This is a genomic window from Modicisalibacter ilicicola DSM 19980, from assembly GCF_900128925.1.
Taxonomy (GTDB): Bacteria; Pseudomonadota; Gammaproteobacteria; order Pseudomonadales; family Halomonadaceae; genus Modicisalibacter; species Modicisalibacter ilicicola.
On sequence record NZ_FQUJ01000003.1, the window covers coordinates 279,361 to 295,491 of the forward strand.

A 16,131-nucleotide genomic window follows, 5' to 3' on the forward strand; every position below is an offset into this window, starting at 1 on the left:
GACAATTTGCCCGGAAGGGCATGCCCAGGGAGGAAGATTCGATGCAGATGGAAGAGTTTCAGACCCTCGGCGACCAGGATCGCCCCGCGGCATGGCACGCGCTTCAAACGAGCGAGGCCCTGGCCGCCCTCGACAGCGACGATCGGGGGCTGAGCACGGAAGGCGCCGAGGCGCGCCTGCAACGCTTCGGCCCCAACCGTCTCGAGCAAGCCAGGGGGCGCAGTGCGCTACGGCGACTGCTCGAGCAGTTTCATAACGTGCTGATCTACGTGCTACTCGGCGCAGCGGCGGTGACCGCGCTGCTCGGCCACTGGGTGGACACCGGGGTGATCCTGGGCGTGGTCATCGTCAATGCCCTGGTCGGCTTCCTCCAGGAGGGCAAGGCCGAGAAGGCGCTGGACGCCATCAAGCAGATGCTCTCGCCCTATGCGGCAGTGATCCGTGACGGCAAGCGCGGTAGCGTGCCGGCCCAGAGCCTGGTGCCCGGGGATATCGTGGTGCTCAAGTCCGGCGATCGGGTGCCGGCGGACCTGCGCCTGCTCGACAGCCATGGCCTGCAGATACAGGAAGCGGCGCTGACCGGCGAATCGCTACCGGTCGAGAAGAGCGCCGCACCGGTGGCGGAAGCGACGGACCTGGCCGAACGCACCTCGATGGCCTTTTCCAGCACCCTGGTCACCTCGGGACGCGGCCGTGGCGTCGTCGTGCACACCGGCCAGCACACCGAGATCGGTCGCATCAGCACCCTGCTGACCCAGGTCACGCCGCTCGAGACGCCGCTGCTGCGCCAGACCGCGGTATTCGCTCGCTACCTGACCCTGGCCATCCTGTTTCTGGCCAGCGTCACCTTCCTGTTCGGCTACCTGGTCGGCGGGGCCTCGGCCGCCGACATGTTCATCGCCGCCGTGAGCCTGGTGGTGGCGGCGATTCCCGAAGGCCTGCCGGCGATCATGACCATCACCCTGGCCATCGGGGTGACGCGCATGGCCCGGCGCAACGCCATCATTCGCCTCTTGCCGGCGGTGGAGACCCTGGGTTCGGTCTCGGTCATCTGCTCCGACAAGACCGGCACCCTGACCCGCAACGAGATGACCCTGCAGCGCCTGGCCACCCCGGAACACGACTATCAGGCCAGCGGCATCGGCTACCGGCCGGAAGGCGACATCCTGCTCGACGAGCGGCCGGTGACCCTGGCGGAGCAACCGGACCTCCACGCCCTCGTCCAGGCGGCCACCCTCTGCAACGACGCCGAACTCGCCGAGGAGCAGGGCCAGTGGCGGGTGCATGGCGATCCCACCGAGGGGGCCATCATCACCCTAGCGTACAAGGCGGGGCTCGACCCGGCCCAGGAGCGGCAGCGATCCCGGGTCGATATGATTCCCTTCGAGTCCGAGCACAAGTTCATGGCCACCCTGCACCGGAATGACGAAGGCCAGAGCCATGCCTATGTGAAGGGCGCGCCGGAGCGGGTGCTGGAGATGTGCCGATTCGACCATGCCGCCACCCTGGAGGCGTGGCGGACCCGGAGCGAGGCCATGGCGAAGGAAGGCATGCGTGTATTGGCGGTGGCCTCCCGTCCCGCGGAAGCCGACCAGTCCGCCCTCGCTCACGAGAACGTGCGCGAGGGCCTGACGCTGCTGGGTCTGCTGGGCTTCTTGGATCCGCCGCGAGAAGAGGCCATCGCCGCCGTGGCCGAATGCCAGCGTGCCGGCATACGGGTCAAGATGATCACCGGCGACCATGCCACCACCGCGGGTGCGATCGGCCATCGTCTGGGGATCGGCAACGATCGCGGCGTGATGACCGGACACGAACTCGACGGACTCGACGCGACCCGGTTCGCCAAGGCCGCCAACGATATCGACATCTTTGCCCGCACCACCCCCGAACACAAGCTGCGCCTGGTCGAGGCGCTGCAGGCCGAGGGGCAGGTGGTGGCCATGACCGGCGACGGCGTCAACGACGCGCCGGCCCTCAAGCGTGCCGACGTGGGGGTCGCCATGGGCCGCAAGGGTACCGAGGCGGCCAAGGAAGCCGCCGAGATGGTGCTCGCGGACGACGATTTCGCCTCCATCACCCACGCGGTCGAGGAAGGGCGCACGGTCTACGACAATCTGCGCAAGGCGTTGCTGTTCATCCTGCCCACCAATGGCGGCCAGGCCCTGGTGATCATGGCGGCGATCCTGCTGGGCCTGACCCTGCCCATCACCCCGGTACAGATTCTCTGGGTCAACATGATCACCGCCGTGACCCTGGCCTTGGCCCTGGCCTTCGAGCCGGCCGAGCAGAATGTCATGGGCCGCCCGCCGCGGCAGCCCGACGAGCCGATTCTCTCCGGCTTCCTGGTGTGGCGGATCCTCTTCGTCTCGGTGCTGCTGATGGCGGGAACCTTTACGCTGTTCTTGATGCATCTCGAGGCACACGGCTTGAGCGTGGCACGAACCATTGCCGTGAATGCCCTGGTCGCCGGCGAGATCGGCTACCTGTTGAACAGCCGCCGACTCCACGCCAATACCTGGACGCTGGATGGCCTCTTCGGCAGCCGCGCGGTGCTCATCGCCATCGCCACGGTCGTCGGCTTCCAGCTACTCTTCACCTACCTGCCACCCATGCAGAAGCTGTTCGATACCGCCGCGCTCGACGCCGGGGCCTGGTTGCCGATCGGCTTGTTCGCCATCGGCCTGTTCCTGCTGGTCGAACTCGAAAAGCTGCTGGTGCGCCGTTTTCGTCGCTCATCGACTCCTGGCTTGAAAGACGAGGCGAAACCTCATGCACGACATCATTAACCCGACCTACCGGCACGAGCCCGGCGCCCGCTACCGCCAGCTGCTCGAGGCCACCCGCGAACTGGAACCGATCTCCACCGCGGTGGTCCACCCCTGTGACCGCCTCAGCCTGGAGGGCGCGCTCGAGGCACGCCAGCATGGCTTGATCACTCCCTTGCTGGTCGGTCCGGAAGCCAGGATTCGCCAGACCGCCCGGGACGCGACACTGGACATCACCGACCTGGAAATCGTCGATACCCCCCATAGCCACGCAGCCGCGGCACGGGCCGTGGCAATGGTGCGCGAGGGACGGGCAAGTGCCCTGATGAAAGGCGCCATCCACACCGACGAGGTGATGGCAGCCGTGGTGGATCGAAACCTGGGGCTGCGTACCGAGCGACGCATGAGTCATGTCTTCGCCCTCGATGTCCCCCACTATCCCAAGCCGCTGTTCATCACCGACGCCGCCATCAACATCTACCCGGACCTGGCGATGAAGCGCGACATCGTGCAGAACGCCATCGATCTCGCTCATGCCCTGGGCATCGAGCGGCCGCTCGTTGCCATCCTTTCCGCCGTGGAGACGGTCGACGGCAAGATCGCCTCGACCATCGACGCGGCGGCATTGTGCAAGATGGCCGAGCGCGGCCAGATCACCGGTGGCGAACTGGAGGGCCCGCTGGCCTTCGACAACGCGATCTCCCCCGAGGCGGCGAAGGCCAAGCACATCGACTCGTCCGTGGCCGGTCACGCGGATGTGCTGGTGGCGCCGGATCTCGAGGCAGCCAACATGCTGGCCAAGCAGCTCATCTACCTGGCGGAGTCACAGTCCGCGGGCATCGTCCTGGGGGCACGCGTCCCCATCATGCTCACCAGCCGCGCGGATGACGTCCTGTCTCGTCTCGCCTCGGCGGCGCTGGCACAACTCTACGTTCATCATCACATGAGATCTGACCCATGACTGACGTGGTTCTCGTGGTCAACACCGGCTCCTCCTCCATCAAGGTGGCCACCTATGCGCTGGTCGACCCGGAAGAGCCGCTGTGGAAGGGAGAAATCGACGGCATCGGTCGTACGCCGACCTACGAATCACGCTCGGGCAAGGCCCCTGGTCCGCAGCAGGCCGTGCCTTCCGAGTTCGCCCGGGGCCACAGGTCGCTGATTCACTGGCTGCTCGAGCGCCTTCGGCAGGAACAGCCAACGCTGAAGGTGGCGGCCGCGGGGCATCGGGTGGTGCATGGCGGACGTCGTTTCAGCGCGCCGGCCCTGGTGACGGAGACTGTGCTGGAAGAACTGCACGGCCTGAGCGCGCTGGCCCCCAGCCACCAGCCCCACAACCTGGCGGGCATCCAGGCCGTTGCCGACACCTGGCCGGAGATCCCACAGGTGGCCTGCTTCGACACCGCCTTTCACCGTAGCCAACCGAGGGTCGCGCAACTCTTCGCGCTGCCCCGCTGGCTCTCCGACGAGGGGGTCCTGCGCTACGGCTTCCATGGCCTCTCCTACGAATATATCGCCAGTGTGCTGCCGGACTACCTGGGCACCCGGGCCGAAGGGCGCATCGTCGTCGCCCACCTTGGTCATGGGGCCAGCCTCTGCGCCCTGCGCGACCGGCACAGCATCGCCACCAGCATGGGCTTCACCGCTCTCGACGGTCTTGTGATGGGCAAGCGCTGCGGCGCCCTCGATCCCGGCGTGGTGCTGCACCTGCTGCGCGATCGCGGAATGAGCATGCAGCAAGTCGATGCCCTGCTCAGTCATGAGTCAGGCTTGCTCGGGGTCTCCGGCATCAGTGATGACATGCGGGATCTGCTGGAAAGCGACGACCCCCACGCCCGGGAAGCCATCGAGCTGTTCGTCTATCGCGCCTTGTCCCAGCTGGGCGCGCTCGTCGCGCAACTGGGAGGGCTGGATGGCCTGGTGTTCACTGCAGGCATCGGCGAGCACTCCCCGGAGATTCGCCGGCGTCTCGTGGCCGGTCTGGCGTGGTTGGGGGCGAGCCTCGACCCCGCGGCCAATGCCGCCGGCGCCTCCTGCATCAGCAGCCCGACGAGCGCGCTGCCGGTCCATGTCATCGCCACGGATGAGGAAGGGGTCATCGCCAGGCACACGTGCAGATTGACTCAGGCGATGACCCTCTCCTAGGGCGAGCACCTTCCTACCTCTCACCAGTCACCGAAAAGTGGCCGAGGCATGGACGCTCTTCGCGGTGCACTTCCCTGATACGCGGCCTTCGGGTCGCGTTCTTCGATATGGCTCGTTTAACGCCCCCTTTTCGACCTTTGTATAATGCGCACAGCGTTTTATCATAGGCATCAGACATTCCCTCTCACTTTTATCAGACCCATCAGGCGCCAGCTTTTACTGTTTCATTTTCATTTCAGCATGGGATTCACCACATGACCGACGTTATCCTTGTCATCAACTGCGGCTCCTCCTCCATCAAGGCGGCCGCCTATGCGGTCGAGGAACGTCCTGCACCGGTATGGAAGGGAAATATCACCGGTATCGGTAGCGCGCCAGTCTACCGGGCCCTTTCCGGTACTGCCGCGGGCGAGAGGATGGCCCTGGCGACCGACATGACGACCCACCGTTCGCTGATTCACTGGATGCTCGAGCGCCTTGGCCAGGAGATGCCCTCGTTGCGGGTCGTGGCGGCCGGCCACCGGGTGGTGCATGGCGGGCGTCACTTCGACGCTCCTGCCCTGATCGACGACACGGTGCTCGAGACGATACAGGGCCTCAGCGATCTCGCTCCGGGCCACCAGCCCCACAACCTGAGCGGCATTCATGCGATCGCCGAGGCCTGGCCCGAGATCCCCCAGGTGGCCTGTTTCGATACCGCCTTTCATCGCACACAACCCCGCGTCGCCCAACTCTTCGCCCTGCCGCGCCACTTCGCCGACGAAGGCGTTTTGCGCTACGGCTTCCATGGCCTCTCCTACGAATATATCGCCAGCGTGCTGCCACGCCATGCGGGCAGCCAGGCCAACGGTCGTTTCATCGTCGCCCATCTGGGTAACGGAGCAAGCCTGTGCGCCATGCAGGAAGGCCGCAGCGTCGCCACGACCATGGGCTTCACCGCGCTGGACGGCCTGATGATGGGCAAGCGCTGCGGTGACCTCGACCCCGGAGTGATCATGCACCTGCTGCGCGACCGGGGCATGAGCGTCGACGAGGTCTATCACCTCATCCGCCGGGAATCGGGCCTGCTGGGCGTTTCCGGCATCAGCAACGACATGCGCGATCTGCTGGAGAGCGACGACCCGCGGGCCCAGGAGGCCATCGAGCTCTTCGTCCATCGCATCGTTTCGCAGCTGGGGGCGCTGGTCGCTCAGCTCGGCGGCCTGGATGGCCTGGTATTCACGGCGGGCATCGGCGAGCGTTCCGCGCCGATCCGCGAGCGCATCGCCGCCAGGCTGGCGTGGCTGGGGGTGCGCCTCGACCCGGCGGCCAACGCCGAGGGCGCATCCTGCATCAGCACGACGGACAGCGCCTTGCCGGTCTTCGTCATTCCCACGGACGAGGAAGGCGTCATCGCCGCCCATACGCGCACCCTGGCCTGCGCGACGCCTCGCGCCCAGCGCAGGGAACGGGAAGCGCTGGCCTGTAGCTAGCAGGACGCTTCTTGTTCACAGCAACTGTGGACAAGCCTGTTAAGAGACAGCGGACGGCTGGCGCCAGGCCACGGCCTGTGTCAGCCTGGCAGGGCTGTTCAATTCTTGACCATGGCCTCGACTGCGGAGACGACGCTCTTGGACGACCGCCCCGCCCCACTGCCGCCACTGGCCGCCCTGGAAACCGCCCGCCTGGCCTGGGCCCAAGCGGACGATGCCGCGGAAGCCCCGCATTCGCTCGCCTTCGGCGATGTCTACTTCTCGCGCCAGGACGGCCGGGCCGAGACCGAGCATGTGTTCGTGCAGGGCAACCGCCTGGCCGAGCGTTTCGCTGCCTGGCGAGAGGGCCGGCCCTTCGTGATCGGCGAGACCGGCTTCGGCACCGGCTTGAACGTGCTCTGCGCCTGGGCCTGTTTCGACACCCATGCCGCCGACGGCGCGCGGCTGCACCTGATCTCCACCGAGAAGCACCCGCTGACCCGCGACGATCTGGCGCGTGCCCTGGCCGCCTGGCCCGAGTTTGCCGGACCTGCCGGCATCCTGATAGATCAATGGCCCGAGCCCGTCAGTGGCGTACATCGCCTGGTGCTCGACCCGCGGGTCGTCCTGGACCTGCACTTCGGCGACAGTACCGAGCGCCTCGTGCACCTCGAAGGGAAGGTCGACGCCTGGTTCCTCGACGGCTTCGCCCCGGCCAAGAACCCGACCATGTGGCAGCCGGCACTGTTCCAGGCCATGGCGGCCCGAAGCCGCCCCGGCACCACCTTCGCCACCTTCACCTGCGCGGGCCTCGTCAAGCGCGGACTCGGGGAGGCGGGCTTCCATTGGGAGAAGGCCCCGGGATTCGGGCGCAAGCGCGAGATGCTGCGCGGTCATCTCGTGGCTTCTCCGGCGGATAGGTCGCGCCGTCATGTTCCCTGGTTCACGCCACCGCCCTCCCGGCCGACGCAGCATGTCGCGGTGATCGGTGCGGGGCTGGCCGGCGCCAGCACCGCCGAGGCGTTGGCCCGACGCGGCGTGCGGGTCACCCTGCTGGACCGGCAGGCACCGGGCGCCGAGGCTTCGGGCAATCGCCAGGGGGCGCTCTACGTCAAGCTGGCCGCCGAAACCAACCTGCAGAGCCGCTTCTACCTGGCCGGGCTGCTCTACACTCGGCGCCTGCTCGCCCGTCTCGATCCGCAGCGTCGCCTCTGGCGCGATTGCGGCGTGCTGCAACTGGCGTTGAGCGCCAAGGAGGCCCGCCGTCAAGCGGCCTTCCTGAACAACCATCCGCTGCCCCGGGGCATCGTCGAGGGGGTATCGGCTCGGGAAGCCAGCCGTCGCGCCGGTGTCGCCCTTTCGCAAGGCGGGCTCGACTATCCGGGCGCGGGCTGGGTACGCCCGGAAGCCCTGTGCCAGCGACTCGCCGAGCACCAAGGCATCGATTTTCGTCGAGCCGAGGTGACGGCGCTGGCCCCCGACGGGGAAGGCTGGCAGCTGGCCTCGAGTAACGGGGAGATCATGACTGCCGATCAGGTCGTGGTCGCCAACGCCTGGCGGGCACCGAGCTTCGCGCCTCTCTCCTGGCTGCCGTTGCAGCCCATACGCGGCCAGGTCAGCGCCCTGACGTTGCCCAGGGGCATCGAGCAGGCTCTGGACCGTGTCGTCTGTGCCGGCGGTTACGCCATGCCGGCACTGGAAGGCGTACAGACTTTCGGCGCCACCTTCGGCCCCGGCGACACCGATGGCGAGTTGCGCGATATCGACCACGCCGCCAACCTGGCGGAATTCGAACACCTGCTGCCCGCCTACGCCGAGGCGCTGCGCGCCAGCGGTGCCGACCTCGATCCGGCGCAGCTGCAGGGACGCGTCGGGCTGCGGGCAGCCAGCCCCGACAAGTCGCCCTACGCCGGGCCGGTGCCCGATGCGACGGCCTGGCGCCAGGATTACGCGATGCTGCAAAAGAACGCGCGGCACGTGCCCGCCACGCCGGGCCGTCACCATGCCGGCCTGTGGATCAGCGCCGCCCACGGCTCCCGGGGGCTGGCCAGTGCCCCGCTGTGCGCCGAGGTGCTCGCCTCGCGCCTCTGCGACGAACCAATGCCGCTGGAACGCGAACTCGTCGATCACCTGCATCCCGGTCGCCGGCTGATCGCCGAGATCATCCGCAGCGGTCAAGCTCGGTAGCCAGGCTTTATTTGAAAAGTGGGCAAGCGCAGACACTTTTCGGCAACGTCTAATCCTCCTCGTCGTCGGCCAAGTCTCTGCCAAATGCCCGCCACTGGGCCAGGGTCATGATCTCGGTCGTCTCGGTCTGCAGGTCGTGGACGACGAGCAGCTCGCTGCGCTCAAGCTGGCGCTTGAGTTGCGCCACCCAGCCACGCATGCCCTCGCCGGTATCGGTGGTGTCGTACCCTTGGCGGGTGACGAAGGTCTCAAGCAGGGCATCGAGGGTTTCCCCGGGCAACATGCGATAAGGAACCTCCACGAAGCGACCGCTCATGATGCCTCTCCTTTTTCCCAATCCGCCAGCCGAGCGAGGAAGGCTTTCTCGTCCAGCACCTCCACACCCAGTTCCTCGGCCTTGGCAAGCTTGCTGCCTGCCCCCGGCCCGGCGACCACCCCGGCGGTCTTCCTGGAAACACTGCCCGAGACCCGGGCGCCCAGCGCCTGAAGCCGCGCCTTGCCCTCGTCCCGGGTCATGCTCTCCAGGGTGCCGGTGAGCACCCAGGTCTGCCCGCTCAAGGGTTGTGGCCGAGCACTCACTTCCGCTTCTTCCCAGGTCACGCCTGCCTGGATCAACTGCGCCACGGTGTCGCGATTGTGCTCCTCGGCGAAGAAGGCGTGCACATGGGCGGCGACCACCGGCCCCACGTCCTCGACAGCCTCGAGGTCCTCGAGCCCGGCCTTCATGAGTGTCTCGAGGGTGCCGAAGTGCCGTGCCAGGTTGCCGGCCGTCGCCTCGCCGACCTCGCGGATGCCCAGGGCGTAGATGAAGCGGGGCAGCGTCGTGCGCTTGGACTTCTCCAAGGCGGCGATGAGGTTGTCCGCCGATTTCTGGCCCAGGCGCGGCAAGGTTTCCAGCTCGCTCGCCTGCAAGTGAAACAGATCCGCCGGGGTCTTGACCCACTCGCGCTCGATGAGCTGGTCGATCAGCTTGGTACCCAGGCCGTCGATATCCAGCGCCCGGCGGCTGGCGAAGTGCTTGAGCGCCTCCTTGCGCTGGGCCGCACAGTAGAGCCCGGCCGGACAGCGCACCACCGCTTCGCCCTCGATGCGCTCGACCTTCGAGTCGCAGACCGGGCAATGGGTGGGAAACTCGATGGGTCGCGCGTCCTCGGGCCGCTCGCCCTCGACGATCCGGACCACCTGAGGGATCACGTCGCCGGCGCGCCGAATGACCACCCGGTCGCCGACCATCACGCCCAGGCGAGCGATCTCGTCCTGGTTGTGCAGCGTGGCGTTGGAGACCAGGGCACCGGCCACAGTGACCGGTTCGAGACGTGCCACCGGGGTGATCGCTCCGGTGCGCCCCACCTGGAACTCCACCGCCTTGAGTCGGGTGGTCTGTTCCTGGGCCGGAAACTTGTAGGCGATGGCCCAGCGCGGTGCCCGGGCGACGAACCCCAGCTCGCGCTGCAGGCGCAGCTCGTCGACCTTGATGACCGCTCCATCGATGTCGTAGTCCAGGCCCTCGCGCTTCTCGCCCAGGCGCCGACAATAATCAAGGAGCGCCTCGCTGCCCTCGACCCGAGCGAGCTCGGGACTGGTGCGAAAGCCGAACTCGCGAAGCCGGGCCATGTGGGCCGAATGGGTCATCTGCATCTCGCCATCGTCGATACGCGCCACCTGGTAGGCACAGAACTCCAGAGGGCGCCGGGCGGTGATGCGTGGATCGAGCTGGCGCAGGCTGCCGGCGGCCGCATTGCGCGGGTTGGCAAACACCTTGCTGCCTTCCTTGCGGGCGCGCTCGTTGAGCGCCTCGAACCCCGAGTGGCGCATGTAGACCTCGCCGCGCACCTCGATCAGCTGCGGGAGCGCATCGCCGCGCAGCTTGAGGGGGACCGAGCGAAGCGTGCGCAGATTCGAGGTAATGCCCTCACCGGTGCGGCCATCGCCCCGGGTCGCACCGCTGACCAGCACGCCGTTCTCGTAGACCAGCGACACCGCCGCTCCATCGAGCTTGGGCTCGCAGCAGAACGTCAGGTCATCTTCATCGCGCTCCAGACGCTCATTGACTCGCCGGACGAAGGCCACGAGCTCTTCCTCGTCGAAGGCGTTGTCCAGGGAAAGCATCGGCACCGCATGACGGACTTCGGGAAAGCCTTCGGCCGGGGCGGCGCCGACACGCTGGGTAGGCGAATCCGGCGTCACGAGTTTGGGGTGCGCCGACTCGAGCTCCTGAAGACGGCGCAGCCGACGATCGTAGTCGGCGTCGGTCAGCGTGGGGTCGTCCAGGACGTAATAGCGGTAGTTGGCGTCGTCGAGTTCGGCGCGCAGGCGCGCTGCCTCCTCGTGAAGCTCGGGGGGTTTCTGGCTCATGCGAGTCGCGGGTCTCGAAGCGGCAAAAACCGCATTGTAGGCATGCCCTGCGATTGCCGCAAAAAAGGCGGGGCCTGGTGGCCCCGCCGGTCGATCGTTCAATTGGCCTGGTAGCGATGCAACCGATGCCGACGACCAAACTCCTGCACGCGCTGGCGAGCGAACTCGACGGTCTGGGCGGTCATGACGCTGCGGTTTTCGTCCTTCAGCTCGCCCCCCAGGTTACGTACCAGCACCATGGCGGTTTCCACCATCGCCTCGAAGGCTGCGGACGCATCCTCGGCCCCGGGCAACGGCATCAGGAAGGTCACGCCCGGCGTGGCGAAGTCATCCATCGCCTCCAGATCGAAGGTGCCCGGCTTGATCACGTCGACCATGGCGAACTGCAATTCGCTTTCGGGCTCCTCCGTCTCGTAGCGCAGGAAGATGCCCATTTCGCTGTAGCGCAGCCCGCAGGCCAGCATCAACTTGAGCAGGTCCGGCCCCTTGAAACCCTCATCGTTGCGTGCCATGACGCTGATGACGATGATCTCCTCGGCGTGGGCCAGGGTTTCACGGGCGCGCTGGGCACTCACATGGTGACGCCGTGCCTTCTCGACGACCGGATGCGGGGTGACGGTGTCGTCCTGACGCTCCCTGACCTGGTCGGATGTCGCTTGCGACTCGGCGAACTCTTCCGAACCGCGAGTCTCACCGATACCGTCGCCCGCCGGCTCGAACCGAGGCTCGGTTGTCGCGGCGGCAGGCGCCTCTTCCCGGTCCTGGGTCGCCTGGACGTGCCGCTCGGTGGGGCTTTCCGGGAAGTCCGACGGAAAATCAGCGCTGTCACCCAGGGAGGGTTCCCGATGGGGGTGGGTCGACTCTCCTTCGTGACGATGAAATGCGGAGGAGACCCGCTGCATCGACTGCGAAACACGCTGACCACCGGAACGCAGGGCCGCGGCCACACCGGCACGACTGAACGTGCTCTGACCGGATTCCTCGGCCGCCGGTGCAAACTTCTCGTAGGCGACCCGGCTCGAGGAGGCTGCCTGTTCCGGTCGCGCAGTTTCCTCCCTGGCCTGGGTGGGTCGCGCTTCGCGCGCTGCCGGGACCGACTCCCGGGTGGACCCGGCCTGCGAGGTGGAAGTCGTGGCAGTAGTATGAGTGCCCTTCTGGCCGGACGCGGCGGCTCGCGGATCGCGACCCGAGCGGGCGGTCGGCTTGTCCTGTTCCTGCGCCATGCGCGAGAAGACTTTCGACGGCCCAGGGTGATCCTGGCGCTGGAGCTTGGGCTTGGGAGACACCGTGGGTTGCGTCGCGGGCTTGACCACGCGAGCGCCGCCGTTGGGTAGCTCCCAGTTGACTTCGGCCTCGCGAGCCGCAGCCTCGGGGTCGACTGCCGGAGCCTCCTGCTCCCCACTGTCACCGCTCTCGCTTCGATCGGCGTGATCGAGTCGAGGCACCTTGCGCTGGCGCTGCAGGCGACGCACACCATCGACGACGATGGTGGTCACCAGAACCAGCCCCAGGATAATCAACCACTCTCTTAGTTCCATGGGTCGTCTTGCCTGTTTGCTAAGGCGCCATGCCTGTAAGTTATTTGCTCAATAGCATAGCGCGATTGCCAAAAAAAGGGCTACTTTTTTTAAATGTCAAGTTTTACCTCAGCCCAGCGCAATCGCCCTTCATTTGTCCCTGATACCAATACTAATGGATGTTGGTAACCCTTTTGGGCTTTTTCTGCAAGTTTTCTATGCCTCGGCCAGCTCCGCCGCTTCCTCTACACCCACCGACACGAGGCGTGACACACCGGGCTCCTGCATCGTCACCCCCATCAATCGATCCGCCGCTTCCATGGCGATCTTGTTATGCGTGATATAGATGAATTGTACAGAGTCCGACATCTCTTTCACCAGTGCCGCATAACGACCGACATTGGCATCATCCAGTGGTGCATCCACCTCATCAAGCATGCAGAACGGCGCCGGATTAAGCTGGAAGATTGCGAACACCAGGGATAGGGCGGTCAGCGCCTTTTCCCCCCCGGAGAGAAGATGAATGGTGCTGTTCTTCTTGCCGGGGGGGCGCGCCATTATCGCCACCCCGGTCTCCAGCAAATCCTCCCCGGTCAGCGTCAGCCAGGCGGTTCCGCCCCCGAAAACCTTGGGGAATAGCTGCGAAATACCGTCGTTGACCTGATCGAATGTCTGCTTGAAGCGGGTTCGCGTTTCATGATCGATCTTGCGAATCGCCCGATCCAGCGTCTCGAGGGCCTCGCTCAGCTCAGCATGTTGACCCTCGAGGTAGTCGCGGCGTTCCGCCTGCTGGTCATATTCTTCGATCGCGGCGAGGTTGATGGCGCCCAGGCGCCGCACCTTGTCGCCGATCGCATCGAGACGCGCCTGCCAGGCGGACTCCGTGGCATCAGGGTCGAGGGACGATTCGAGTTCGGTGGCCTCGAGGCCCAGCTCGCTCAGCGCCTCGTCCTGAGCGTCGCCCTTGAGCCGGAGCGCCTGGACCTGCATGCGCGCTTCCTCGAGTCGGCTGCGAAGGCCTTCCAGATTGCGCTCGTGCTGCTGGCGAGCGGCTTCGGTCTCGCGCAGCCGTTCGGCCAGTTGATGGGCCTCATCGCGGCAGGCATTGAGTGCCTGCTCTTCCTTCGAGCGTCGGTGCAGGAGCTCATCGAGCTGCTCTCGCTCCTCCTCCTCCGGTTCGCGCAGCATCTCACGCTGCTCCTCGAGTTCGGCGCACTTCTCTTCGAGACGGGCGCGTGTCTCGCCGCTGCGGCCGCGCTGCTGATCGAGACCGGTGCGTTCCGTGCTCAGACGCTGATGCTCCAGGGCCAGCTGCTGGCCCCGCTCCTGAAGAGGTCGTTGACGGCCCCGCAGACCGGCGAGGCTCTCCTGGGTGTCGCGACGCTCCCGTTCGAGGCTCTCGCGGCGTTGGCTGCTCTGCTCCAGGGTGGCCATTGCCTGCTGCCAGCGCTCTCGGGCCTGCTCCAGCTCCAGGGCGCAGGCTTCACGACGTCCCTCGAGTTCTTCCAGTTCCGCGTCGAGATCGCGACGCCTGGCATCGGCATGCTCCAGCCGAGAGGCGAGACTGGCTTCCTGCAAGGCCATCTGCTGGCGCTGCTGCTGGCAATCACGCTCTTCGCCTCGACTCTGCTCGAGCGCTTCCTCGAGGGAAGCCTCACGCGCCTGGGCCTCGGCCAGCGTCCGCTCTTGCTCGTCGAGCCGCGCCAAGACATCGTCCAGCGCACTGACGACCTCGTCGCGGCGTCGCTGCTGGGTCATGACACTGTCGGCGCTCTCGCCGGCGCCGTGGCGTCGTGCCCAGCCACTGCCCAACCACAGGCCGTCCGAGGTCACCACACTCTCGTCGGGTGCCAGGTGGTCGAGGCGTGCCCAGGCGTCGTGATGATCCCGGGCACAATGGATCGTCGCCAGTATCCGGCCCGCGGCGCCGGCATCACTGACCTGAGCGGCAAGGGTGCCCGGCGGTGCCGTGTGGGGTTCCACAGCCAGCAACGCCAGTTCGTCGCCGCCCGGGGTATCGCCGAGTGCCTGGCGATGCAGCTCGGACACCAGGCGCGCATCGAGCCAGGGTGCCAGCACCCAGGACACCACACGCTCCCACTCGGGACTGACCCGCATGCGCTCGGCCAGCCGAGGCGCGGCGTCCAGGCCGTGGCGTTCGAGCAGGGCATCGAGATTCCGGCCATCTCCATCGAGACTGGCCGCAAGCAGCGCTTCCAGCGAGGCCAGCTCGCCCTGCAGCCGGCTGCGCCTCTGACGCGCCTCTTCCCGCGCCGCCTCGGCGTCGCCGAGCGTGCCACGGAGGCGCTCGCGATCGAACTGCAGCGTCACTCGCCGCGTCTCCAGGGTCTCGAGCCGCAGATCGAGATCGGCCAGCCGTTCGCCGAGCTCCTCGCGTCGTTCACGCAGTTCGCCCGGCTCGGGCAACTCGTCATGCTGCTGGCGGCGGCGCTGGCTCTCCCCGGCCAGGGCTTCCAGTTGCCGCTCCAGATGACGGACGGCATCCTGGGCGCGTTCGGCCTCACGCCCCTTCTCGCGATCCTGCTCGCTGAAGGCTTCCCAGCGCTCCCGGGCGTCCTCGAAGGCCTGCTCGGCGTCTTCCAGGGCCGCATCGAGCTCGGCGAGGGCAGCCGCGGTCTCTTCCTGCTCGGGCCGCAACGCTGCCAGCCGTTCGTCGAGCTCGGCCAGACGGGCGTCATCCTCGTCACCGAGCCGATCGAGTTCGCTCAGTTCGCGGCGCGCCGCTTCCAGCTCCCGGGCGAGACGCTGCTCCTGGCTTCGGGCATGCTCGAGGTGCTGCTCGAGACGTGCGATGGCGGCGCCGGTCTCGTAGAAGCGCGCCTGATGGGCCTCGAGCTGTTCGGACAAGCGATCGTGCTCCAGACGCGACTCCTCCAGCCGGTTCTCGCACTGCCGGCTCCCCAGGATCTCGCGCTCGACCTGGGTTTCCATCTCGCGCACCCGGCTTTCCTGTTCGGTCTGCTGGGCCCGCAACGCCCGGCCGCGCAACACGGCGAGTTCGCCCTTGAGACGGTGTTCCTCGTTCTTCAGGCTCTGATAGCGCTTTGCCGCTTCGGCCTGGCGCTTCAGGCGTTCGAGCTGCTTGTCGAGTTCCTCGCGGATGTCGTCGAGACGCTCGAGGTTCTCCTGGGTGCGGCGCATGCGATTCTCGGTCTCGCGACGCCGCTCCTTGTACTTGGAGATACCGGCGGCCTCCTCGAGGGTCGCGCGCAATTCCTCGGGGCGTGCATCGATCAGGCGCGAGATCATGCCCTGGCCGATGATCGCGTAGGAGCGCGGCCCCAGGCCGGTACCCAGGAAGAGGTCGGCGATGTCGCGCCGGCGACATTTCTGGCTATTGAAGAAGTAGCTCGACTGGCCGTCTCGGGTGACCAGGCGCTTGACGGCGATCTCGGCGTACTGGGCATAGGGCCCGCCCATGCTGCCGTCACGGTTGTCGAAGAACAGCTCGATGGAGGCCTGGCCCACCGGCTTGCGCCCGGTGGAACCGTTGAAGATGACATCGGTCATCGACTCGCCGCGCAGGGTCTTGGCCGAGGATTCGCCCATCACCCAGCGCACGGCGTCGATGACATTGGACTTGCCGCAGCCATTGGGGCCGACGATGGCGGTCATGTTGCCGTCGAAAGGGACCGTGACCGGATCGACGAAGGACTTGAAGCCGGCTAGCCGGATCGACTTGAGACGCAT

Annotated in this window: 9 protein-coding genes; 5 read left to right on the forward strand and 4 right to left on the reverse strand. The window is 66.7% G+C overall.

Annotated elements, in window-relative coordinates:
- Nucleotides 1–41 precede the first annotated feature (41 nt).
- The 5 genes from BUA41_RS03915 to mnmC all read left to right on the forward strand — a co-directional run bounded on the left by BUA41_RS03915 (nucleotide 42) and on the right by mnmC (nucleotide 8,548).
- Nucleotides 42–2,786 carry a cation-transporting P-type ATPase gene (locus BUA41_RS03915; RefSeq protein WP_072819901.1) on the forward strand — a complete coding sequence of 915 codons (2,745 nt, stop codon included), beginning with the start codon at nucleotides 42–44 and terminating at the stop codon, nucleotides 2,784–2,786.
- Entirely contained in the window at nucleotides 2,770–3,726 is a 957-nt protein-coding gene (locus BUA41_RS03920) for a bifunctional enoyl-CoA hydratase/phosphate acetyltransferase (protein WP_072819903.1), read from the forward strand. Before BUA41_RS03915 ends, BUA41_RS03920 begins: the two co-directional genes overlap by 17 nt.
- Complete coding sequence (locus tag BUA41_RS03925; protein WP_072819905.1) at nucleotides 3,723–4,910, forward strand: acetate/propionate family kinase; 1,188 nt, start codon at nucleotides 3,723–3,725, stop codon at nucleotides 4,908–4,910. The genes BUA41_RS03920 and BUA41_RS03925 overlap by 4 nt, the downstream gene beginning before the upstream one ends.
- A 254-nt stretch (nucleotides 4,911–5,164) precedes the next feature.
- Nucleotides 5,165–6,382: an acetate/propionate family kinase gene (locus tag BUA41_RS03930; RefSeq protein ID WP_072819907.1), complete on the forward strand. Its 1,218-nt coding sequence runs from the start codon at nucleotides 5,165–5,167 to the stop codon at nucleotides 6,380–6,382.
- Nucleotides 6,383–6,493: 111 nt separating this feature from the next.
- Entirely contained in the window at nucleotides 6,494–8,548 is a 2,055-nt protein-coding gene (mnmC, locus tag BUA41_RS03935) for a bifunctional tRNA (5-methylaminomethyl-2-thiouridine)(34)-methyltransferase MnmC2/FAD-dependent 5-carboxymethylaminomethyl-2-thiouridine(34) oxidoreductase MnmC1 (protein ID WP_072819909.1), read from the forward strand.
- 49 nt (nucleotides 8,549–8,597) lie between these two features.
- Here the strand turns inward: mnmC and BUA41_RS03940 are convergent, their stop codons facing one another.
- The 4 genes from BUA41_RS03940 to smc all read right to left on the reverse strand — a co-directional run bounded on the left by BUA41_RS03940 (nucleotide 8,598) and on the right by smc (nucleotide 16,131).
- Complete coding sequence (locus tag BUA41_RS03940; RefSeq protein WP_072819911.1) at nucleotides 8,598–8,864, reverse strand: YheU family protein; 267 nt, start codon at nucleotides 8,862–8,864, stop codon at nucleotides 8,598–8,600.
- The gene (gene ligA / locus BUA41_RS03945; protein ID WP_072819913.1) at nucleotides 8,861–10,903 is read right to left on the reverse strand and encodes an NAD-dependent DNA ligase LigA; all 2,043 of its coding nucleotides are present in this window, start codon (nucleotides 10,901–10,903) and stop codon (nucleotides 8,861–8,863) included. Before ligA ends, BUA41_RS03940 begins: the two co-directional genes overlap by 4 nt.
- Nucleotides 10,904–11,001: 98 nt before the next feature.
- On the reverse strand, nucleotides 11,002–12,441 hold the full coding sequence (zipA, locus tag BUA41_RS03950; protein WP_072819915.1) for a cell division protein ZipA: 1,440 nt from the start codon (nucleotides 12,439–12,441) through the stop codon (nucleotides 11,002–11,004).
- Nucleotides 12,442–12,636: 195 nt separating this feature from the next.
- Complete coding sequence (smc, locus tag BUA41_RS03955) at nucleotides 12,637–16,131, reverse strand: chromosome segregation protein SMC (RefSeq protein ID WP_072819917.1); 3,495 nt, start codon at nucleotides 16,129–16,131, stop codon at nucleotides 12,637–12,639.